Here is a 22,856-nt window from a genome sequence, read left to right on the forward strand (position 1 = left end):
ATTCCGACATAAAAATTCGACAAAGTAGCATTGGTCACCTTTATTTCCCCAAAAGAAAAGCCTTGCGCGCTCCCTAGACGCACAAGGCTTACTATCTTATATCCCTTTAATTAGCTTTTTCTAAACTATCTTGCGAACTTCCATCTTCTTTTAGATGACTATGCTTTTTCGAATATACAAAGTATACAACTACTCCAATTGCCAACCAAACACCGAAGTATATCCATGTTCTTAATGGTAGATTTACCATTAAGAATAGACAGCATGCAACTGAAATAATCGGTAAGATTGGTACAAGTGGTACCATAAATCCACGTTGTAATTTCGGATGCGTTTTACGAAGAATGATGACAGTTACACCAACCATCGCGAATGTTAATAACGCTCCAATATTCGCTAAATTTGACAATTCTTTTAAATCGATAAATCCAGCAATTAAAGCACTACCAATTCCTGTTAACCAAACTGAAAATGTTGGTGCTTCAGTCTTCTTGTTAATTTTCGCAAAAGATTTTGGCAATAAACCGTCACGGCTCATCGCGAAGAATACACGTGTTGTCGCATAAATGTAAGCGAAAATTACAGCCATAATACCAATTACAGCTCCAATAGCAATTACACCAGCCACTTTATCTTGCCCTACAACTTCTAGTACATAGGCCATCGCTTCAGGTACATCTAATTCCTTATAAGAAACCATACCTGTCATAACGAGACAAACTACAACATAAATGATTGTACAAATGACTAATGAAGCAATGATACCAATCGGCAGATCACGTTGCGGATTTTTTACTTCTTCCGCAGAAGTTGCTAATGCATCAAATCCTAAGAAAGCGAAGAATACTGCTGCTCCTCCGGCAAAGACTCCACTTAAGCCGTACGGTGCAAATGGTATCCAGTTTTCTGGTTTCACGTAGAATACACCAACTGCAATGAATAAAACAACAATACTAATTTTAATTAATACCATTATGTTATTCACACGCTTACTTTCTTTTGTACCTCGTGATAATAACCAAGTTATCACCAACGTAACGATAACTGCGGGTAAGTTCACCATACCACCTTGCGATGGAATCGTTAACAATGCTTTTGGAATTTCAAGTCCCAATCCACTCACTAAATTATTGAAATAACCTGTCCAACCGCCAGCTACTGCGGCAGTCGTTACGACATATACGGATAGCAATGTCCATCCCATTAAATGGGCAACAAATTCACCAATTGTTGCATATGAATATGTGTACACACTACCTGAAACAGGAAGTGCAGATGCAACCTCTGCATAACATAAAGCTGCAAATCCACAAACAATTGCTGCAATCATAAATGAAAAAATAACTGCTGGACCAGCATCTCTTGCTGCTACTAATCCCGTTAATACTAGAACTCCTGTACCAATTATCGCACCAATCCCTAGCATTGTTAGGTCAAATGCCCCTAGCGTTTTCGTCAAAGTTTTACTTTTACTTTCCCCTAACAATTGCGTAACGGATTTCTTTTTGAATAGGTTGGCCACGATGAATGCCCCCTTTTACTAAGAAGAGCTAAGAGGTATTATCTCTTAGCTCTTATCATGTTGTATTATATATTGTTCGATTTTTTTTTGTATAATGCTGCTATTAGCAAGATACTGTTTCTGCTTCTAATAATTCTTTTGCACCTTTGTACTCTACACCGTGAGCTTCTGCAACTGCTTCGAATGTTACATAACCTTCTAATGTATTGATACCTTTTAATAATGCAGTGTTGCCTAGGCAAGCTTCTTTGTAGCCTTTGTTAGCAATTTGTACTGCATATGGTACTGTTACGTTTGTTAATGCAAGAGTTGATGTACGTGGAACCGCCCCTGGCATGTTTGCAACTGCATAATGTACAACGCCGTGTTTTTCATAAGTTGGGTTATCATGAGTTGTAATACGGTCAGTTGTTTCGAAAATACCACCTTGGTCAATCGCGATATCTACAACAACAGAACCTGGTTCCATTGATTGAATCATTTCTTCTGTTACAAGTTTTGGCGCTTTTGCACCTGGGATTAATACTGCACCGATTACAAGATCAGATTCTCTTACAGCTTCTGCAATATTGTAAGGATTAGACATTAAAGTTTTTACTTGGTTGCCGAAAATGTCATCTAATTGACGAAGACGTTCTGCACTTAAGTCGATGATTGTTACATCCGCCCCTAGTCCAACTGCAATTTTAGCAGCATTTGTACCAGCTTGTCCACCACCGATAATTGTTACTTTACCACGTTTAACTCCTGGAACACCTGCAAGTAAGATACCTTTACCGCCTTTGTTTTTCTCAAGGAATTGCGCACCGATTTGTGCAGCCATACGACCAGCTACTTCACTCATAGGTGCAAGTAATGGTAATGAACGGTTTTCTAATTGTACTGTTTCATATGCGATAGCAACAACTTTCTTTTCAATTAACGCTTTTGTTAATTCTGGCTCTGGAGCTAAGTGTAAGTATGTGAATAAGATTAAACCTTCACTGAAATGTTTGTATTCGCTTTCAACTGGTTCCTTAACTTTCATAACCATTTCCATGTTCCAAGCTTCTTCAGCTGTATCAACAATTTTTGCTCCCGCTTCAACATACTGAGCATCTGTGAAACCAGATCCTACACCTGCATCCTTTTGAATGAATACTTCGTGATTGTTACGAACTAAATGTACAACACCTGCTGGTGTCATTGCCACACGGTTTTCGTTGTTTTTAATTTCTGCTGGTACCCCAATACGCATAATGAAATGCCCCCTTATAATTAACAGAAAAAAGGAATTCTTTTTTCTTTTTGTAATAATTAATAACTTATGTCCTTATTCTAGCATAACTTAAAAGTTATGAAAACGCTAACATACTATTTTTTTAAAGTTTATATATTTAGAATAGTGTAAATATATAAAACATTGATTCTATTGGGTTATTCGTACCACTTCATCATCTAGTACTCTATTTACATTATATTCATTCAAAACGCATAGTAATTATTTATTATTTGACAATAATGTAACAATGCAAAAAAACTAAGTAGTTACGTATACATATACACTTATTACTTTGTACAATACTTTAGAAATATATTCTTTTCATAAAAAAACAGCTACTAGCATTTAGCCAGCAGCTGGATAACTTATAAATAACTTTGAAAATAAATCTTCTGTCGTTTCTGTAATTTTATCAAATATATCGCTTTCTTCAGCTTCTTGTTCTTTTAACATCTTAATTGTTTCACGTGCGTCTTCAGGATAATCGGTAATGATACCATCTACGTTTAACTTATAATATGCCTTTAAACTTTCCATATCATTCACTGTCCATACGTAAATTGGCTTATTTAACTTCCTTACTTCTTTTACTAATTTCTTATTTAACATGTATTCTTCTGCTACATAAAAGTCAGCTTTCACATTCTTTAAGTTAGCTCTACTTGCATACAGTATATATCCTACTTTTATATCTGAATTTGCACGCTTAAACTCTTTAATGAGTGGATAGTGTAACGTTTGAATTACACATTGCTTCTCAAATTCATTATCTTTAATCGTTTTTAAGACTTTGTTTACAAAGTCTTTTTCGCCCCCATGAAGCTTCACTTCAATATTGAGTTTGATTTTCCCCTTTGCAAGCTTAATGATTTCATCAAGTGTACTTATTTGTCCTGAAAATCCATCTTGACTAAGAGTAAGCTGTCTTAATTCATTCATCGTTAAATCTGACACATGCACATTGGCATTTGCAAGACGTTTTAACTTCAAGTCATGTATAACCGCCAGTTCACCGTCTTTCGTTTGTAATACATCTATTTCAGCGTAGTCTGCTTTTGCATCAATAGCACCTTGCACAGCCTCTTTCGTATTTTCTACACCTTTTGATATATATCCGCGGTGCGCCATAATAATCGGTTCTTTATACGAATTTGAAATAAACGTTACAATGAAGGCAACAACCATTCCGGCCGTAATAATCCCTACAATATATACACTAATAAATTTCCAGCGATGTTTTTGGAAGAAACATTTATCTGCTTTCGTTTTCGAATAATCTAATCCTTCTTCTAATAACACATCTTCAACTGGAACCTTTTGTAAGTACAATCTTGTTATAGCCATAATATAAAATGGTGTCACGATAAAGCTAAATAAATACAATGTACTTGTTAGGAATACAGACATTGTTGATTCAGCTAACAATGCGAATGTTCCTTTCGGGTTTGTAAATTCATATACACCCCATAGGCACAATAAATATATTCCCCAAAATACAACATACACAATCCCTATTGAAATGAAAAAACCTACTAAAAAGAATAGTACTTTAAAAAAGCTTTCTTTTACTAAAGCTGCACTTTTGCGTGCTGCCACGCGAAATGTTTTTTGCTCTAAAACGACAATAGGTAGAACAAAAATCCAGCGAAGGTTCAAATACGCGACTACAGCAAAGAACGTGTAATAACCAACTTGTCCCATCGTTGTCTTGAAGAGTTCTCCTGTAATAAAGTTAGGAATTTGAATTTGCGGAATTAATGCCGTTTCATATCCCATATTTAAAAGAGGTAATAATACGACAGCATATAAAATAAATCCTGGTAAGCAATATGTGAAAAGAGTAGGTAAATACGTTACGGTTTTATATAAAATCGGGCGTAATTTCACCTTTTGTCTTTTATGAGCGAAATACGAAATAATAATAAGCACCGCAAATTCCGTAAAGATAAGAAACAGTGCTAACAATGATAAAATTACGATTGCCAAAATGCCGTATGGTGTCTTTAAAAATGCTAATAATTCATCATTTGTCGCATTTGCGTAACCACCAAAATACAATAATTTATTAAAAATTATCCCAAATAGTGGAACAAATACAATCGCTGCTAACAATTTATAAGCAAGTTGAAAGGTTAATACATTCCAAAAAGCAAATTTTACTGTTTGAAAGGAATGGCTCATTACTCCTGGTATAGATAGTCTTTTACGGTGTTGCATATATTCCTCCACATTCTAAAACGATATTTGAAATGGATTCCACATTTCCATTTCTAATCCATCTTTTTAATAATAATATATTCCGCTTAACATGAACACTCTTATACATACAATGAAAAAAGTGATGGCTATTTCCCATCACTTTTTCATCTACTCTATTTTTTCTCTAATCCTTGCCCAAATGCTTTCAAAAAGCTAAAACCGAATGTAATTGCTCTATTGATATCCGGGTCTTTTAATACTTTAAAGAAATCCATCACTTTTGTTTTTTTACCACTATTTAATTCTTCTGTTGCAAATTGTAATCCAGTAACTAGGCTTGATGTAATTTGTTTCGTTATTTCTGGGTCCACTGAAGATAATACCTCTCCTGCCCCCATCATATTGTTTAATGCGTTTTTTACTGGTTCACGATTCAATTGTTCAACAGCTATTTTGGAAACATCTTCTTTTGCAGCAAGTAAACTAATTGCTGCATCTAAAATTCCAGCTTTTTGCAACTGCGCTAATAGCTGCATCGTCTCTTCTACTGCTTCTCTATTTTCAGCTAGATCATTTAACAGTTCATCTGTTACTTGCTGTTTCTTTTCTTCTTCTGTTACAATCTTCTTTTTAATTAAAGTAATCTCTTTTGCCATTATCTCCGCCCCCTAATTCTGGTCCACAAGTGATACGTATTGGTTTCTTTGCCACTTTTGCTCGATTTCAACACCATTTTGCGGATGACGCTTTTTATCTCTCGGGTTTGAAGATGGTAACGGACGATTTCCTTTTTCACGTAATACGCGCAGTTTCACCATTGTTTGTTTATAAGCTGGTGTACACGTATAAATATCTGTTGCTGTTCCTGTTAAAATATTGATTGCCTCTTCATTTACTGTCGCATGCATCGGCAAATATAACTCATTTCCAGTTACACGATCTGTAACAAGCGCTTGTACTTTAATCTTTCCAAATGGTGATGCTAACTCTACAAGACCACCATCTTTCACATTGCGTTCTTTAGCAAGCTCAGGTGAAATTTCAACAAATACTTCAGACACTTTAGATAAAATTCCAGCCGACTTATTCGTCATATTTCCTTCATGGAAATGCTCTAGCATACGGCCATTATTTAATAGTAAATCATACTCATCTGGTGCTACAACTGGCGGAACCCATTCATCTAGTGATAAACGTGCTAGTTTGTCTGGGAAGTTAAATCCATCTACATATAATAATGGTGTATCACTACCATCATGGCTACCCCAACATAAACTATTCCAGCCTTCTAAACGGTCATACGTTGCTTGTGAGTATAACGGGGCAAGCGATGCAATTTCATCCATAATTTCACTTGGACTTCCATAATTCCAGTCTCCGCCCAGTGCACGAGCTACTTTTTGTAAAATCCACCAATCTGGCTTAGAATCACCAAGTGGCTTCAATACTTCATACAATCTTTGAATACGGCGCTCTGTATTTGTAAATGTTCCTTCCTTTTCTAAGCTTGGTGCTGCCGGTAAAATAACATCGGCAAAACGAGCTGTTTTCGATAAGAACATATCTTGAACAACAAGAAAGTCTAAATTCGCTAAAATATGTTGTACATGGTTGGCATTTGAATCTACTAAAGCCATTTCTTCTCCCATAACATACATACCACGCAGTTTTCCTTCTTCGGCCGCAAGTAACATTGCGATATTATTTAATCCCGGTTCTTTCGGAATGGTAGTACCGTATGCTTTTTCAAATTTCGCACGATGTACATCATCTGAAACCGCTTGGTAACCCGGAAGCCAGTTCGGTAATGTCGCCATATCACAAGCACCTTGTACGTTATTATGCCCGCGTAACGGATACGCACCGGCACCAGGACGACGGTAGTTACCTGTAACGAGAAGTAAATTTGAAATTGCTGCCGACGTTGTACTTCCTCCTGTATTTTGAGTTACACCCATTCCCCAAAGTACACAAGTACCATCTGCTTCATATACCATACGAGCCATTTCTTTTAACTGAGCTTTAGAAATCCCTGTAATTCCCTCAGTATAATCAAGCGTATATTTTTCTAGCATTTTGCTATATTCATCAAAATTCTTTACATTTTCAGCTATGAACTTTTTATCGTGCCATTCTTGATCAATAATGTATTTCGTTATCCCAGCAAGCCATACATAATCCGTTCCTTGACTCGGGTGAACAAATATATCAGCACGCTCCGCCATTTCATGTTTACGAAGGTCTGCGACAATCAGTTTTTGTTCATGTAATTTATGAGCACGTTTCACTCTAGTTGCAAGTACAGGATGTCCTTCTGTTGGATTTGCACCAACAATAATAACAAGACCTGCCTCAGCAATATCTTTCACTGTTCCAGCATCTCCGCCCATACCGACAGTTTTAAATAAACCATCTGTTGCTGGAGATTGGCAATAACGTGAACAGTTATCTATATTATTTGTTCCATATATTTGACGAGCTAGTTTTTGCATAAGATAGTTTTCTTCATTTGTTACTTTCGAAGAAGAAATAAACCCAAACGCATCGCTACCATATTCTGATTTAATATGTTGCATATTAGATGCAACAACTTCAAGAGCCTCTTCCCATGAAACCTCAACAAACATATCCCCTTGGCGAATTAACGGCTTTGTAATACGCTCTTCACTGTTCACAAAGTCCCATCCAAATTTGCCTTTTACACATGTGGAAATACCATTAACCGGTGCATCTGAAACAGGTTGCACTTTTAAAATTTGACGATCTTTCGTCCATACTTCAAATGAACAACCTACACCACAAAATGTACAAACTGTTTTTGTCTTATTAATTTTCGTCTTACGCATCGCGGACTCTACTTCTGAAACTGCTAAAATACTGCTATATCCAGGCTCTACATCTTTTACAAAATCAATCATTGGATTTAGCACACCTGGTTTTAAACCAGTCATAAATCCAGCTTCTCCTAGCATCGTTTTTTCCATTAATGCATTACAAGGACAAACTGTTACACATTGCCCACAGCTAACACAAGACGAGTCATTTATACTCACACCATTGTCCCAAATAACACGCGGGCGGTCTAAGCTCCAATCAATCGATAAAGTTTCATTCACTTGTAAATTTTGGCACACTTCTACACATTGTCCACATGCAATACATTGATTGGGATCATAACGATAAAAAGGATGAGACGTATCTACTTCACACGCGCTTACTTTCGGTTCATATGGATATTTCTGTTCCTCAATTTCCATCATATGCACTGTATTATGGACCTTACAGTTACCATTATTGTTATCACATACCGTACAGTACAATAAATGATTCTCTAATATTCGATCCATTGCCTCGGTCTGTGCCTCTTTAGCACGCTGTGATTGTCTTTCAATATGCATGCCCTCTTCTAACCTTGTTGAACAAGCACGCATTAACTTCCCATCTACTTCTACAATACATGTATCACAAGTTTGAATAGGATCTACCTCTGGTACATGACAAATTTGAGGATGTTCTAAATTACTTTCGTTAAATAATTGGAGTATCGTCTTTTCACCTGATGCGAAAAATTCTTTACCATCAACGGTTACACGGACTGTCTGTTCTGTCATAGTTTCCCCTCTCCTTACAACTAACTGTACAACACAATTATGAATCCGTTTTCAAAATTGCGTTGCTGTACATATTTTTGAAACGCCCTGTTGAAATACTTTCCTTTGGAAGTCGATTCTAGATGTTATAAGGTATAACTACGAAAGCTTGAAAATGTCGCTATTCTACAAATTTATTATATCGTACATATACAATAATAACCAAAATAATCTGCTATCTTCTTACTAGTAGATGCTTTTGTTTTTTCGATGTTTTATGATAAATATGGAGAAAAATATATATAAAGGGGAATTTAACATGGGGCCTACTCAAGAAAGATATACCATTGTACGCTATCAATCTGGTACATTTTCAAAACAAACCGATGAGGTTGTTACAGAATCTCCTATTACAATTAAATTAAATAGCGAAGAATACGTAACGATTGTATGCACTCCTAATTACATTGAAGATATGGTAATCGGTTTTTTAATTTCTGAAGGAATTATTTCTTCTTATAAAGATATTGAAGATTTATGGATCCAAAAAGAAAACGGAATTGTTCATGTGAAATCATCAAAAATCAATCCGCTCTATCAAACTTTATATAATAAACGGTACGTAACTTCTTGTTGCGGAAAAGGTAGACAAGGTTTTGTTTTCGTCAACGATGCAGCAAAAGCAAAAAAGTTACATAATATACATATAACTATTACTCCGGAAGAATGTTTTCACCTAATGACGTCCTTACAACAATCTTCAACTACATTTCGCCAAACGGGTGGTGTGCATAATACCGCTCTATGTGATCGAAAAAACATTCTTTTAGCACGAATGGATATCGGAAGACATAATGCGCTAGATAAAATATACGGTCATTGTTTACGAAACAATATATCTGTTCAAGGGAAAATCATTGCGTTTAGCGGACGCATCTCATCTGAAATTTTGTTAAAGGTTTCAAAAATAGGTTGCGAAATTGTTCTATCTAAATCAGCTCCAACTAAACTAGCTCTGCAACTCGCCCATGATTTAGGTATTACCGTAGTAGGGTTTATTCGAAATGGATCTTGCAATATTTATACACATCCAGAGCGAATTGATGGCTACAAAATAAACGATTGAATAGGTAAAATAAAATGAAACTTTAATCAGTGGGGGTTTTGTCCCTCCTCCACTGATTATTAGCCCACACCAATCGGATTTTTACGGGCAATCTGACTCCCATGAATAGTGAGATAAAAATGACTCCTTTACAAACGGGTTATTTTAGTTATAAAAATGCAATATATTAAAACCTTGAATAGTTAATAAAGTTAATATATAATTTCATTACATAAATAAAATGAAAACATAGTAGCATAATCTTTTCATTCTTTTACAAATTAAGAAAGAATAGTCACAGAATACATTTAACTATACTTAATCTTACAAAGTTAATGAATTAAATTTGAATCAACCTAGGAGGTTACAACTATGGAAATTCGCTTATTAACAACAGAGGACGCAGAAATTTATTTGAAAGTGTGTATGGAAGGTTTAATGAAAAACCCTGAGGCTTTTAGCTCTTCTTACGAGGATGTTTTGAAACAGGAAAACCCTGTCGCTGCTATGGCAAAGCGATTAAGCAATCCGGATAAGTATACTCTAGGTGTCTTCAAAGATAATGATTTAATCGGTATTGCTACTCTAGAAACAAAGCCGTTTATTAAGCAAGAGCATAAAGCGAAAATCGGCTCCGTTTTTGTTTCTCCAAAAGCGCGTGGTCTCGGTGCAGGACGAGCTTTAATTAAAGCGATTATTGAAAATGCCGATAAATTACATGTAGAACAGCTCATGCTTGATGTTGTTGCTGATAACACTGCTGCAAAAAAATTATATGAGTCCCTCGGCTTCCAAACTTACGGCGTACAAGAACGGTCCTTAAAACATAATGGCCAATATTGGGACGAAGAGCATATGGTTTTATTCTTAAATAATTAACATTTTAATATAATTTTTCAAAAGCATCTTCTTATTAATTAAGATGCTTTTTTCATTACAACAATGTAATCTTCATGTCACCTTTATCGATCGTTCCAATCCTTTCCATTCGTTATACTAAAAATATAAAGTGAAACTTTACTCAGAGAGGAGGAACCATCTCCCGCTGATTATTAAATGAACGTATAGCATGCAATTGATATGTAGAGGAGAATGTAACATGAAACAAAACAAACAAGCTATCTTTTTAATATTTGCTACAGCAATTGTAACTTCTGGACTGGCAATTCTACCTTGGTTTATTATATAGAACACATTAAAAAAGCTTATTGCTTCTTAAGAAGCAATAAGCTTTTTTTCTATTATAAAATCCCGAAAAATTTATTTACACAACTTATCATAATAAGCATAGATACCGCAACACACATTACAATCGCATTACGATCTTGCTTTTCTTTTTGTAAAAGTTCTACTTTTTTACTCATGTGTACAATCCCCTTTATATTAAAAAAAGTGTGAGATAGGAAATTTTTCTTATCCGATGCGAGGTGAATACGAAAACCCTCTCTATCTCACATACACAATAGAATGGAATTGTCATTTTATAAATAAAATGACATGACGTTATGTCGCAACATAGGGTATTTGTGTCGCTACGTTTTCTATTATAAAAAATAGTTGTGCAAAACTAGTGCATTTTTTATGTCAATTGCCCTGATTGAAAAAATCAGCCATCCATTCAATCACATAAAAAGAGTTTTTTATTATTTTCATGTAAACTATACAAGTAGAATGAATAGTTTGGGGTGCACAAGATTATGGTGAAAATTTTATTAGTAGACGATGAAGAACGTATGTTACGATTATTAGATCTGTTCTTAAGCCCTCGTGGCTATTTTTGTATGAAAGCTACTTCTGGCCTTGAAGCGCTAGAATTAATCGAACAAAAGGACTTCGATATTATTTTATTAGATGTTATGATGCCGAATATGGATGGGTGGGATACTTGCTATCAAATCCGTCAAATTTCCAACGTTCCAATTATTATGCTAACAGCTCGCAACCAAAATTATGATATGGTCAAAGGCCTGACCATGGGAGCAGATGACTATATTACAAAACCATTCGATGAACATGTATTAGTCGCACGAATCGAGGCTATATTACGTCGCACAAAGAAAGATAGCTTTGTTAGCTTCAATGGTATTGAGTGGGATAAAACAAAACATACTGTTACAGTTTATGATGAAAGAATCTCACTAACACCTATCGAATTTTCGTTACTTGGACTATTTTTACAAAATACAAATCGTGCTTATAGTCGAGATGATTTAATCGAGAAAATTTGGGGCTATGAAACAGACATCGAATATAGAACAATCGATTCACATATTCGCAATATCCGTGATAAATTACGCAAAAAAGGATTTCCAGTTGAAGATTACTTAGAAACTGTCTATAAAGTCGGATATAAATGGAAAGGTGAATAATTAATTTGGTCAGTGGACAATAGTAGTCCACTGACCCTTTATCCTGCATTAATGGGCAATAAGGCTCCAATTAATGCAGGATAATAATCCGTGAAATCTCCAAAATTTCACTTTATATAAAATAAGGTATGGTGAGAAAATGAGTAAACTTTCCCTTAAAATTGGGACATACTTTTTAATATTAGCTTTATGTATTGAAACAATTGCTTTCGTATCTTTTTATAAAAGCCTTTCAAAAATGCGGGTTGAAGAGGAAACAGTTGCTCTATTAGAGAAAGGCAATCGGTATCGTGACAAAATTGTAAACCGTGCAAAATGGAGTGAACATTCTAAACAAAATCCAAACACCGAACGTACTAAACGCCCTTGGTATCAAGAGTTCACTATCGAGCATGCAGCTGAAGAATTAATTGGCTTAGAATTAATTGCTAACACCGATATCACTATCATTATAACTGACAATAACGGCAAAATCATTTCCACCTCAGAACCCGTAACGAAAGAAATGCAAAAACAACTTACTTGTAAAACGGAAACTATTCCTAAAAGCGGGTTGATTGTAGAAAAAAACTGGAAAAAATCGAAATTCATCTCAACAGTAAGCCCACTTGAAATAAATGGATTTCAAGGTAACTTACATTTGTTATTAAAGACATCTTTCTTAGAAAATATGTTACTTAAACTCATGAATCAATTTATTATCATTAGTATTTTAACAATTATTTTAACAACTATTTCTGTCTTCGTTTTTTCTCGGGTGATTACAGAACCTCTTATAAAGATGAAAAGAGCTACTGAAAAAATGTCCAAATTGAACCAGCCAATTCAATTAGGAATTAAACGAAATGATGAACTTGGAAGTTTAGCCACAACCATTGAGGAACTGTCTAGTGAACTTACGTATATGAAAAAAGAGCGAAACGAATTTCTTGCCAGTGTAGCGCACGAGTTACTAACTCCACTAACTTATATGAAAGGTTATGCGAAAGTGGCAAAGAGAGATTCTTTAACGAAGGAAGAACGTGAAGAGTATTTACAAATCATCGAGGATGAAACCGATAGTGTAACTGATCTCGTACAAGATTTATTTATGCTCGTACAATTAGAGCAACATCAATTCGTTATTAAAAAACAAAAAATGCTCCTGAGGCTATTTTTAGAACACATGGTTGAAAAAACAAAAACAACATTAACCAACAAACAAATAGAAATTCATGTATACTGTAAAAATGATTTAGAAGTTTGTATAGATGAACGACGTATGGAGCAAGTGCTGTTAAATTTATTGCATAATGCTTATCAACATTCACCAGAAAACACTTCTATAACAATACGTGTACTAACCAGTGCGAATACTTTTACAATAAGTATTCAAGATGAAGGTGAAGGGATTCCAAAAGAAGATATCCCACACATTTTCGATCGCTTTTACCGTGTCGATAAATCTAGAACACGAGCTACAGGCGGAAAAGGTATTGGGCTAGCTGTTGCAAAAGAAATTGTAGAACTTCATAATGGTTCTATTGAAGTTAAAAGCGAATTAGAAGTCGGAACAGAATTTATAATTGAATTACCATTTGAATAATATATGCGTGAAATCACCAGTAGTAGTCAACACTACTGGTGCTATTTTATTTATAAAACCAACTATTATAAGCTAAGCTTTTGAAATTATTCTTATTTCAATATAAAATATAGGTATAACTGTCAAAGATTTGGAGGGTGATATAATTGGATATCCATGTATTAACAAAAGACGAAGCAGAAATTTACTTAGAACTTCGAGTAGAAGGATTAAAACAAAACCCGGAAGCTTTCAGCTCTTCTTATGAAGATATTATTAATAAAGAGTGTGCTATTGAATATAAAGCCCAAAAATTAGCACAAGATGAAAACTATACACTAGGTGCATTTAAAGATGGAAAATTAATCGGAGTTGCAACACTGGAAACGAAACCATATGTAAAACAAGAACATAAAGCGAAAATCGGTTCAGTATACGTGTCTCCAAAAGCACGCGGACTTGGAGCAGGAAAAGCACTTATTAAAGAATGTCTGGAACTTGCTAAATCTTTAGAGGTAGAACAAGTTATGCTTGATGTTGTTGTCGGAAACGATGGTGCAAAAAAGCTTTATGAGTCATTAGGATTTAAAACATTTGGTGTGCAAGAACGCTCATTAAAATATAACGGACAATATTGGGATGAAGAGCATATGGTTCTTTTCCTAGATGAAGAAAAATAACAAAAAAACATCCTCCATTTATGAGGATGTTTTTTACTTTCTTGTAAACCATGCTGTATATAATAATTGAATGGCCTCTTCAATTTCTTCCTCTAATAAAGTCGCAAATCCAAGTAATACTGTATTTTTGGGAGAAGTCCCTTCCTTATAATACATCGAAACAGGATACACTTTAATACTCCTTTCAGCTGCAGTTTCCATTAATTCTTTCTCTTCCATCCCATTATGCACTTTTAATAAAATATGTAGGCCAGAATCTTCCCCTATTACTTCAATACGATTAGAAAAATATTTTTCTAATACAGAAACAAGACGGTCTCTCTTCTTTCGGTACACAACACGCATTTTATGAATATGTTTTTCCCAATGCCCGTCATTTAAAAATTTTCTAATGATCTCTTGATCCATTCTCGAAACGCTTTGTGTATAAAATAAATATTGCTCTTGATACTGCTTAATGAGGGATTTTGGCAACACCATATAACTCATCCGTAATGATGGCAATAGCGCTTTAGAGAGCGTCCCCATATAAATTACTTTCCCATCTCTATCTAGCCCTTGCAGCGCTGGAATCGGCTTTCCTGAATAGCGGAATTCACTATCATAATCATCTTCAATAATATATCTTCCTTCTTCTTTTTTCGCCCATTGTAAAAGCTGCATTCTTCTCGTAATTGGCATAATCATCCCGCAAGGAAACTGATGCGAAGGTGTAACGAATACAACATTTGCATGGCTATCAGCTAACTGTGACATACGAATTCCATCTCTATCTAAAGATAACATTTGTACATTTTGTTCCCCTTGCTCAAAAACAACCATTTTCCGATGGTACCCAGGATTCTCAACTGCATAACGACTTCCCTTTAACAGCTGAAATAACATTTTTACTAATATTTGCGTACCCGCTCCTATTACAATTTGACTTGCTACGCATCGTACACCTCTTGATTCATACAAATAGCTCGCGATTGCTTCTCGTAAACTTACCTCCCCTTGCGGATGTCCAATAAAAAGTAAATCTTTATTTCCAAATTGCCATACCTCATTCGTAATTTTTCGATATACACGAAACGGAAAAGTATTAGTATCAACACCCGTTTGAGTGAAATCAAATTTATACTTCTTATCTTGAAAAGGCGCTTCTCCTATTACCTCTTCGCTGCCTTCCACATGAATCATTTGCTCGATTTCACATACAAAATAACCTTTTCTAGAAATCGACTCAATGTATCCTTCGGCAAGAAGTTGCTCATAAGCAGCTTCAACTGTATTTTTACTCACTTGTAAATATGTCGCCAGCTTCCTCTTAGCCGGTAATTTCGTAAAGGCCGGAATCGTTCCATCTTTAATCTCTTTTTTTATATACTCATACAATTGCACATACAATGCCGTTTTACTATTTGCATTCAAATTAGGCGTTAATTCTAACACAACATCTGACCCCTCCTAAAAATACATAACTGATACTTTTTACAGTGCCAGAAGTTCTATATAATTCCTTTTATCATGTAACACATTAATAATCAAATACTAGAGAGGAGATGCATGATAATGAACAATGGTAGACGCATCGGACTTATGATGATTATTACAGGAGCTATCCTATGGGGATTATCTGGTCCCATGATTCAGTGGCTATTTCGACATACCAACGTATCATCAATTGATTTTTTAACAATTCGCCTGTTGCTTGCAGGAATATTTATTTTGTCTTTCTTACTTATAAAGAAACAAAAAATATTTCAAATTTGGAAACATCCTAAACACTTTATACATCTTATAATTTTCTCTCTTCTTGGCATGCTTGGTGCGCAGTACGCTTTTATCGAAACAGTTCATATTAGTAATGCCGTAACGGCAACACTATTTCAATTTCTAGGTCCTGTTCTTATTACTATTTACGTTGCGTTTGAGCAAAAGAAATTCCCTGCTTCTATGCAAATACTCGCAATTATAACTGCTCTAACAGGGACATACTTTATTATTACAAACGGTTCAATTGAAAATATTGTTTTATCTAAAGCAGCTATCACTTTCGGCCTATTAACAGCGATTGGTTTTGCGTTTTATACCCTTCATCCGGCTTCTCTTATTAAAGAATGCGGAACAACTATAGTAATTGGCTGGGGGATGTTAATTGGAGGGATTGCACTGCTTATTTGTAATCGTTCTTTTGAATGGAATCAGATTTCGCAAACTTTCACACTTCAAACTTTTTCTATGCTTATTCTTATCATTATAAGTGGCACTCTTTCTTTCCTTCTTTATATCGGGAGTCTTAAATACTTAGCAGCAACAGAAACAAGTATTTTATCTAGCATTGAACCACTTGTAGCTGCCATCGTTTCAATCGCTTGGCTTAATGAATCTTTTGGAGCATATCAATTATTAGGCGGAGTATGTATCGTTCTTTCTGTTATTTTCTTAACAATGCCTCAAAAAGAGAGAGAACCCACCTTTTCAACTGAACAAATATAGAAAATGTCAAAAGAGGTCGTACAAAACTTACGACCTCTTTTTATGATTTAAAGGAATTGTCCCGCCTGCTAGCAAATACAATTACACTAACAATAAAAATTAGGAGTGTGGCACCATGAAAAAAATCGGAACTATGCTACTTCTCTCCTTCCTCATCACTGGATGCGCGCAAGTGCAGCCCGATTCAAATGTACCTAAAAAAGAAGCACTAGAAACCTCATCCTCGGAAATTAACGCACCTTCCTTTTTTCATCTTAGTGTCTTAAAAGATGTAAATTGGGAAGAAGCGCCATCTTTCGTAGAAGGAAAAATGCCTTTAAAAGGCATCGCTGGAAAAGTTGCAATGGCTGATACCACTGTTGTCACAAATGAACAAAATGAAATTATGTGGTATTTTCTAGATCCTGAAATGCCAACTGGAAAACTATCTATTATCGCGCTAAAACAAGGAACTGTAACTCCAACACCAGTACTCTTTCAAAAAGAAACTTCCAAACAAATTTGGACCACTTCAAATACAATCGATTCTACTACAACCGAACTCCCTCTCACTATGTCACTACCTTCATCTGGATTATGGATATTAAACATATATGTGAATGAAAGATATTATGATCAATTTGTAATTAATGCCGAGTAAATACACTTCTTCATTATTTTGATTTCTTGTCTCAAAAAAAGCAGTGCCTTTTTAGGCACTGCTTTTTACTATTTATAGCTTGGTATTTTCATAATTTGCGCCACCCCTGAATCAATGGCTGCTTTCGCTACTACTTCTGCAACACTTGGAACAACTCTTTTATCTAATGGATTTGGAATGACATAATTCGCATTACGCTCTTCATCCGTAATTATGTTAGCGATCCCATATGCTGCCGCTAATTTCATCTCTTCTGTAATATCAGTCGCGCGCACATCTAATGCACCGCGGAATATTCCAGGGAACGCCAATACATTATTTACTTGATTCGAATAATCAGAACGCCCAGTTCCTACTACAGCTGCCCCAGCTTCTAATGCATCTTCTGGGAATATTTCTGGAATTGGATTCGCCATTGCAAACACAATTGATTTCTCGTTCATCGTCTGTACAAGTTCTTTCGTTAATACGTTTGGAGCAGATACACCGATGAAAATATCAGCTTGATGAATCGCTTCCTTTAATGTTCCACGTACATATTCTCGATTTGTCTTCTGTGAAACTTCGATTTGCGCTTCGTTCATCCACGCTTCACCTTCACAAACAATACCTTCTAAACTTACTAATGTAATATGGTTTGCTCCAGCTCTTAATAATAATTTTCCAATTGCAATTCCTGCTGAACCAGCACCGTTAATAACGATTTTCACATCATCCATCTGTTTACTTACAACTTTTAATGCATTAATTACAGCTGCTAAAACAACAATAGCCGTTCCGTGTTGATCATCATGGAATACAGGAATATTCGTTTCTTCTTTTAAGCGCTTTTCAATTTCAAAGCAACGTGGTGCTGCAATATCTTCTAAATTAATTCCTGCAAATGTAGGTTCTAAATTTTTCACAAGGGTAACGATTTCATCCACATCCGTCGTCCCTAAACATAACGGGAAAGCATCTACATTCGCGAACTTCTTAAATAAAATACTTTTCCCTTCCATAACAGGCATAGCCGCTTTCGGCCCAATATTCCCTAAGCCTAGTACTGCAGTTCCATCTGAAACGACTGCCACCATATTACCACGTGCTGTATAGTCATAAGCTGTTTCTTCATCTGCTGCAATTGCTTTACAAGACTCTGCTACCCCCGGTGTATAGGTCAAACTTAAATCGTCCGCTGTATTCACTTCTACTTTACTTGTAATTTCAATTTTCCCTACTAACTCTTTATGCAATAACAATGATCTTTCATTAATTTGTTTTTCTAACATACTTATAATCTCCCCTTAATTTGACAAGCTAGCTATATGAATATAGCTAGCTTGTTTGATCATGAAAACATTTTTAATAAAATTGTCGCTGTTACGACCATTGCAGCCCCACCTAAACGCGTTGAAATTTGTGCGAACGGCATTAATTCCATACGATTTGAAGCTGATAAAATAGCAACATCTCCAGTTCCACCTAAACCGCTATGACATCCAGTTACAATCGCTGATTCAACTGGATACATTTTCATCACTTTCCCTACAAGAAAACCTGATGCTACCATTGTAAGAACAACTGATGCACAAACAACAACATATCCTACAGAAAGAACTGCTGCTACGTCTTTTAACGGAATGTATAGCAATCCTAACCCGACCATTAACGGCCAAGTTAAATTCTTTGAAATAAATTTATATAAATGGAATGCTCCTTGCTCCATTTTTGCTGGCATTAATTTAAAGTATTTCACAAGTGCTGCTGAGAAAATCATAATGATTGCCCCAGGAATACCGATGAACTTAGAAGCAAATCCTCCGAAGATGAAGAACGTACATGCAATTAATAAACCTGCTCCCATTAATGAGAAGTCAATTGGCTTCTCTGTATTTTGTTCTTTTAATAACTCTGCTTGATTGTCTGTTTTCACTAATACACCGTTACCACTAAGCTCCGGTTTCTTCTCACCTAAACGCTTCATATACCCTGCACTCACGATTGCAAACATATTCCCAATAATAGCTGCCGGAATAAGCTGTGATACAAATGTTGCTGATGATTCATTTAAAATATCACTATAAGCTAGCGACAATGGTAAAATCCCTTCCCCGATACCACCACTCACAATTGGTACGATGATAAAGAAGAATGTCTGCTTCATTTCAAATCCAAATAGTGAACCAACTAATAAACCTACTGCTACAGAAGCTAACGTCCCTACTACTAAAGGAATAAACATACGAACGAAACCTTGTACTAATACTTTACGATTCATTCCCAAAATACTTCCAACTACTAAACAAGAAATATATAAATACAAAAAGTTCGATTTTTTCATTAACATAGTCGCAGCTTCCATTGAAGCTGGATTCATCCAGTTAAAAAATACAAGTAACGATGGAATAAATAATGAGAGAATTGCTGGACCACCGATATTTTTTAAAATTGGAATTCTCATCCCAATGTCACCTAAGAAAATACCCATAATCATAATAACTGCAAATCCACCAATCATATCTGCTGGCAATTTATTATATACAGATGCCCCATAAATAATAGCAGCCAGTACTACATATAACGGTAAAGGTATTACACCGATTTTTACATTCATAATTTTAGAAGCGAACGATTCTCTTTGTACCTCATTTCCTTCAGAAAATGATACCGCTTCCACATTCTTTTGAATTCCCATATGGCACCCCCTTGTTTTCTTAATAACAATATTAAAACGCTTTCAATAGTAAAAATAGTTTTTGTAAGTTTTGTAACTACTTTTGTAATTAAAAAAAGTATAAGCAACCTATAATAAGTCGCTTATACGTAAAAATTTATTTTATTTTGGTCAATACACCTTAATTTACTCACCGGTCTTCCCACATTTTGATACACCATTTCATTCTCTAATACTCCGATTTCAGTCAAAAACATTACATACTTTCGAATAGAAACTCTCGAAACCCCTACTAATTGTGCCATTTCATCAGTTGTAAATGCTTGTCCATTAAGCGATTCGATTTTCTTCCAAATTAGTTGCAATGTTTGCTTCGTTAATCCCTTTGGAAGTTCTTTATTAACAAAAGATTCTCTTTTTTCTTTTTGCAAAATTAACGAATCTAATTCCGATTGACTAATTTTTTGTTGTTCTTTCATGAAAATGAGTTTTTCTCGATATACAGTTAATGCCTCTTTAAATCGTTCAAATGTAAATGGTTTAATTAAATAATCTACTACGCCATATTGTAATGCCTTTTTAATACTCACCATATCATGTACAGCTGAAATCATCATAATATCAATTTCTTTTTCTTGATTCCGAATATACATTAACAGCTCAAATCCAGTCTCTTTAGGCATAAAAATATCAAGTAATACTAAATCTACTCGTGATTTCTCTAATACTTCTATCGCCTCTTTTACTGATTTAGCTGCATGAACAAGTTCAAATCCTCCCACTTGCTCTAAATAATGCGTATTTAACATCGCAACCATCGGATCATCTTCTACAATCAAAACTTTGATCATCTTATCTCTCATCCCTACTTTTAGGTATTTCAATCGTTATTGTCGTTCCCATTCCTAACAATGAATGAACATAAATTCTCCCATTTATTCGCTGTATGCTTTCCTTTACAAGATGCAAACCATACCCCCGATTATCACCCTTTGTGGAATAACCTTTTATAAATAATGCATCAATTTCATCTTCTTTTATGCCTTTCCCCGTATCTTGTACTGTAATGATTAATGTATCCCCATCTTGTATTCCAACTTCAACCTGCCTCTTCTCACAATTCATCACTGCTTCTAATGCATTATTAATCAAATTTCCGACAATGGTGATTAGTTCATGAATGATACGTTCATCATATATTTCTGGTAAGTAAGAATCTTCTTTTATAATTAACTTTATATTTTTCTCTCTAGCATAACTAAGTTTACCTAGTAAAAATCCAGCAAATACTGGGCTTTGAATTTTTTTCATAATCCCCCCAATTTCATATTGATGCTCTGATACCATACTACTTACATATTTCTGCAATTCTTCATACTGTTTCATATGTGTTAGCCCTAATACGACATGCATTTTATTCATAAATTCATGAGATTGAGCCCGTAATGCTTCCGCATATAGCCTAATACCAGTTAGTTCTTCTGCCAATTTTCTGATTTCTGTTTTATCACGAAATGTTGCAATCGCACCGACTATTTCTCCTTTTACATATAAAGGAACACGATTCGTAACAATCGTAATTCCATAAATATTTTGTTCTTCATTTAATTGTACCTCTCCAGTTTGTAACACTTCTTTTATACGTGAATTCGGCATATACAATTCAACGTCTTTACCAATAAAATCTTCTTCAAGTCCACTTTTCTTAAATAACCGTTTTGCCTCATTATTGATTAAGGTTACGTTCGCCTCTTTATCTACAGCAATAATACCTTCCTTCACCGAAAGCAACATCGTATTTCTTTCTTCAAGAATTTTCGCTATCCTATGCGGTTCCAGACCAAACAGACTCTTCTTTATATGTCTAGCTAGCAATATCGCTCCTATAATTCCAATTAACAATCCAACTCCGACACCTATATAAATAATATGTCTACTTTCCTTAACTCTCTCTTTTACATTATCAGCTGAAATACCAACAGCAACCGCACCAAGCTGTTCACCTGTGTCAGCAAAAACAGGAACGAATACTCGCATTGAAATACCTAAAGTTCCTTCTGCTAAAGATACGTATTCCTTTCCCTTCAATACCGTTCCTTCATCCCCTCCAACGAAATGATGACCTATTTTTTGGGGATTTGGATGAGATTTTCTTATTCCATCCATGTCCATAACGACAATAAATTGAACACCTGTATTTTTTAATATCCTATTTGTATACGTTTGGATGGCGGAAGTATCTGCTTTCCCAATTAAACCATCGATTACCACCGAATCATTCGCTACAATATGTGCAATCGTTTTTGCCTTCTCTGCTTGGCTTTCTTCTGTCGTTCGTTCAACATTATGGCTGATTAAAATATCTGTCACAAGTAAAGAAAAAATGACAACAGTACACACTAATAATGTAATCGTTTTCCATAAATTCCATAGTCTTTTTCTTTTTTTCATCCCGTTAATGACTCCCCTAATTGCTGAATAGAAAAATAAGTAAGGTGATATTATTTTCACCTTACTTATTTGCTGTTATTATACTTTAAATTTACTAATCATTTCTTATAGTTCTTCTGTAGCCTTTGCAATTTCATCAATAGCATTCGTTACTTCATTTTCATCGCCAGCTAAACCTTTCATTGTTTCTGCTGCTCGATTAATTTTTGAAACAAAATATAATAATAACACGTATTTTTTTTGTTGATTATGCATTTTTACATATGTAATTATTCTTAAAAGTTTAAATTACAAAATAAGAGAACTTCCATACATAGAAGTTCCCTTTCTTCTTATCA

General features: G+C 35.0%; 19 protein-coding genes. 7 read left to right on the forward strand and 12 right to left on the reverse strand.

Annotated features, from left to right (window positions below):
* Positions 1 to 106 precede the first annotated feature (106 nt).
* From FT637_RS18595 to fdhF, 5 genes are all read right to left on the reverse strand, one after another.
* Positions 107 to 1,522: an amino acid permease gene (locus tag FT637_RS18595; protein WP_193647568.1), complete on the reverse strand. Its 1,416-nt coding sequence runs from the start codon at positions 1,520 to 1,522 to the stop codon at positions 107 to 109.
* A gap of 103 nt (positions 1,523 to 1,625) precedes the next feature.
* Complete coding sequence (gene ald / locus FT637_RS18600) at positions 1,626 to 2,759, reverse strand: alanine dehydrogenase (protein ID WP_193647569.1); 1,134 nt, start codon at positions 2,757 to 2,759, stop codon at positions 1,626 to 1,628.
* Positions 2,760 to 3,128: 369 nt separating this feature from the next.
* On the reverse strand, positions 3,129 to 5,000 hold the full coding sequence (locus FT637_RS18605) for a glycerophosphoryl diester phosphodiesterase membrane domain-containing protein (protein ID WP_193647570.1): 1,872 nt from the start codon (positions 4,998 to 5,000) through the stop codon (positions 3,129 to 3,131).
* A gap of 155 nt (positions 5,001 to 5,155) precedes the next feature.
* Positions 5,156 to 5,638: a DUF1641 domain-containing protein gene (locus FT637_RS18610; protein WP_088031322.1), complete on the reverse strand. Its 483-nt coding sequence runs from the start codon at positions 5,636 to 5,638 to the stop codon at positions 5,156 to 5,158.
* 12 nt (positions 5,639 to 5,650) lie between these two features.
* On the reverse strand, positions 5,651 to 8,593 hold the full coding sequence (fdhF, locus tag FT637_RS18615) for a formate dehydrogenase subunit alpha (RefSeq protein WP_193647571.1): 2,943 nt from the start codon (positions 8,591 to 8,593) through the stop codon (positions 5,651 to 5,653).
* Between the two features lie 298 nt (positions 8,594 to 8,891).
* On the opposite strand from fdhF, the gene fdhD reads away from it, so the two are divergent.
* Together fdhD and FT637_RS18625 are read left to right on the forward strand one after the other, a co-directional pair.
* A complete protein-coding gene (gene fdhD / locus FT637_RS18620) occupies positions 8,892 to 9,698 on the forward strand; it encodes a formate dehydrogenase accessory sulfurtransferase FdhD (RefSeq protein WP_193647572.1) in 807 nt (268 codons plus the stop codon).
* Between the two features lie 351 nt (positions 9,699 to 10,049).
* Positions 10,050 to 10,556, forward strand: a complete 507-nt coding sequence (locus FT637_RS18625) for a GNAT family N-acetyltransferase (RefSeq protein ID WP_002010444.1) — start codon at positions 10,050 to 10,052, stop codon at positions 10,554 to 10,556.
* A gap of 362 nt (positions 10,557 to 10,918) precedes the next feature.
* Here FT637_RS18625 and FT637_RS30335 read toward each other — a convergent pair whose 3' ends face one another.
* A complete protein-coding gene (locus FT637_RS30335; protein ID WP_002010441.1) occupies positions 10,919 to 11,041 on the reverse strand; it encodes a hypothetical protein in 123 nt (40 codons plus the stop codon).
* Positions 11,042 to 11,374: 333 nt separating this feature from the next.
* Here FT637_RS30335 and FT637_RS18630 point away from each other — a divergent pair, with 333 nt between their 5' ends.
* The 3 genes from FT637_RS18630 to FT637_RS18640 all read left to right on the forward strand — a co-directional run bounded on the left by FT637_RS18630 (position 11,375) and on the right by FT637_RS18640 (position 14,290).
* Positions 11,375 to 12,046, forward strand: a complete 672-nt coding sequence (locus tag FT637_RS18630) for a response regulator transcription factor (protein ID WP_193647573.1) — start codon at positions 11,375 to 11,377, stop codon at positions 12,044 to 12,046.
* A 139-nt stretch (positions 12,047 to 12,185) separates the two neighbouring features.
* Positions 12,186 to 13,631 carry an ATP-binding protein gene (locus tag FT637_RS18635; protein ID WP_193647574.1) on the forward strand — a complete coding sequence of 482 codons (1,446 nt, stop codon included), beginning with the start codon at positions 12,186 to 12,188 and terminating at the stop codon, positions 13,629 to 13,631.
* Positions 13,632 to 13,777: 146 nt separating this feature from the next.
* Entirely contained in the window at positions 13,778 to 14,290 is a 513-nt protein-coding gene (locus FT637_RS18640) for a GNAT family N-acetyltransferase (RefSeq protein WP_105586161.1), read from the forward strand.
* 33 nt (positions 14,291 to 14,323) lie between these two features.
* On the opposite strand, the gene FT637_RS18645 is transcribed toward FT637_RS18640, so the two are convergent.
* Entirely contained in the window at positions 14,324 to 15,724 is a 1,401-nt protein-coding gene (locus tag FT637_RS18645; RefSeq protein ID WP_193647575.1) for a PLP-dependent aminotransferase family protein, read from the reverse strand.
* A 120-nt stretch (positions 15,725 to 15,844) separates the two neighbouring features.
* On the opposite strand from FT637_RS18645, the gene FT637_RS18650 reads away from it, so the two are divergent.
* Complete coding sequence (locus tag FT637_RS18650) at positions 15,845 to 16,771, forward strand: DMT family transporter (protein ID WP_193647576.1); 927 nt, start codon at positions 15,845 to 15,847, stop codon at positions 16,769 to 16,771.
* A gap of 115 nt (positions 16,772 to 16,886) precedes the next feature.
* Positions 16,887 to 17,411 carry a DUF4871 domain-containing protein gene (locus FT637_RS18655; RefSeq protein ID WP_193647577.1) on the forward strand — a complete coding sequence of 175 codons (525 nt, stop codon included), beginning with the start codon at positions 16,887 to 16,889 and terminating at the stop codon, positions 17,409 to 17,411.
* A gap of 68 nt (positions 17,412 to 17,479) precedes the next feature.
* Here FT637_RS18655 and FT637_RS18660 read toward each other — a convergent pair whose 3' ends face one another.
* From FT637_RS18660 to FT637_RS18680, 5 genes are all read right to left on the reverse strand, one after another.
* Positions 17,480 to 18,682: an NADP-dependent malic enzyme gene (locus tag FT637_RS18660; RefSeq protein WP_193647578.1), complete on the reverse strand. Its 1,203-nt coding sequence runs from the start codon at positions 18,680 to 18,682 to the stop codon at positions 17,480 to 17,482.
* Between the two features lie 59 nt (positions 18,683 to 18,741).
* Positions 18,742 to 20,088, reverse strand: coding sequence for a 2-hydroxycarboxylate transporter family protein (locus FT637_RS18665; protein ID WP_000512725.1), 1,347 nt, complete (start codon positions 20,086 to 20,088; stop codon positions 18,742 to 18,744).
* Between the two features lie 122 nt (positions 20,089 to 20,210).
* Complete coding sequence (locus tag FT637_RS18670) at positions 20,211 to 20,918, reverse strand: response regulator (protein WP_193647579.1); 708 nt, start codon at positions 20,916 to 20,918, stop codon at positions 20,211 to 20,213.
* 1 nt (position 20,919) lies between these two features.
* Complete coding sequence (locus FT637_RS18675; protein ID WP_193647580.1) at positions 20,920 to 22,518, reverse strand: sensor histidine kinase; 1,599 nt, start codon at positions 22,516 to 22,518, stop codon at positions 20,920 to 20,922.
* A 105-nt stretch (positions 22,519 to 22,623) separates the two neighbouring features.
* Positions 22,624 to 22,773 (reverse strand): hypothetical protein, encoded by a 150-nt coding sequence (locus FT637_RS18680; protein ID WP_193647581.1) that lies wholly within the window; start codon positions 22,771 to 22,773, stop codon positions 22,624 to 22,626.
* Positions 22,774 to 22,856: the final 83 nt, after the last annotated feature.

It is taken from the genome of Bacillus cereus (genome assembly GCF_015071065.1).
GTDB lineage: Bacteria > Bacillota > Bacilli > Bacillales > Bacillaceae_G > Bacillus_A > Bacillus_A cereus_BA.

Coding starts and splice junctions, on each gene's coding strand:
- fdhF (WP_193647571.1), bottom strand. CDS start 8,593: ATGACAGAACAGACAGTCCGTGTAACCGTTGATGGTAAAGAATTTTTC.
- FT637_RS18660 (WP_193647578.1), bottom strand. CDS start 18,682: ATGTTAGAAAAACAAATTAATGAAAGATCATTGTTATTGCATAAAGAG.
- FT637_RS18650 (WP_193647576.1), top strand. CDS start 15,845: ATGAACAATGGTAGACGCATCGGACTTATGATGATTATTACAGGAGCT.
- FT637_RS18605 (WP_193647570.1), bottom strand. CDS start 5,000: ATGCAACACCGTAAAAGACTATCTATACCAGGAGTAATGAGCCATTCC.
- FT637_RS18675 (WP_193647580.1), bottom strand. CDS start 22,518: ATGAAAAAAAGAAAAAGACTATGGAATTTATGGAAAACGATTACATTA.
- FT637_RS18630 (WP_193647573.1), top strand. CDS start 11,375: ATGGTGAAAATTTTATTAGTAGACGATGAAGAACGTATGTTACGATTA.
- FT637_RS18625 (WP_002010444.1), top strand. CDS start 10,050: ATGGAAATTCGCTTATTAACAACAGAGGACGCAGAAATTTATTTGAAA.
- FT637_RS30335 (WP_002010441.1), bottom strand. CDS start 11,041: ATGAGTAAAAAAGTAGAACTTTTACAAAAAGAAAAGCAAGATCGTAAT.
- FT637_RS18680 (WP_193647581.1), bottom strand. CDS start 22,773: ATGCATAATCAACAAAAAAAATACGTGTTATTATTATATTTTGTTTCA.
- FT637_RS18610 (WP_088031322.1), bottom strand. CDS start 5,638: ATGGCAAAAGAGATTACTTTAATTAAAAAGAAGATTGTAACAGAAGAA.
- FT637_RS18635 (WP_193647574.1), top strand. CDS start 12,186: ATGAGTAAACTTTCCCTTAAAATTGGGACATACTTTTTAATATTAGCT.
- ald (WP_193647569.1), bottom strand. CDS start 2,759: ATGCGTATTGGGGTACCAGCAGAAATTAAAAACAACGAAAACCGTGTG.
- fdhD (WP_193647572.1), top strand. CDS start 8,892: ATGGGGCCTACTCAAGAAAGATATACCATTGTACGCTATCAATCTGGT.
- FT637_RS18670 (WP_193647579.1), bottom strand. CDS start 20,918: ATGATCAAAGTTTTGATTGTAGAAGATGATCCGATGGTTGCGATGTTA.
- FT637_RS18655 (WP_193647577.1), top strand. CDS start 16,887: ATGAAAAAAATCGGAACTATGCTACTTCTCTCCTTCCTCATCACTGGA.
- FT637_RS18665 (WP_000512725.1), bottom strand. CDS start 20,088: ATGGGAATTCAAAAGAATGTGGAAGCGGTATCATTTTCTGAAGGAAAT.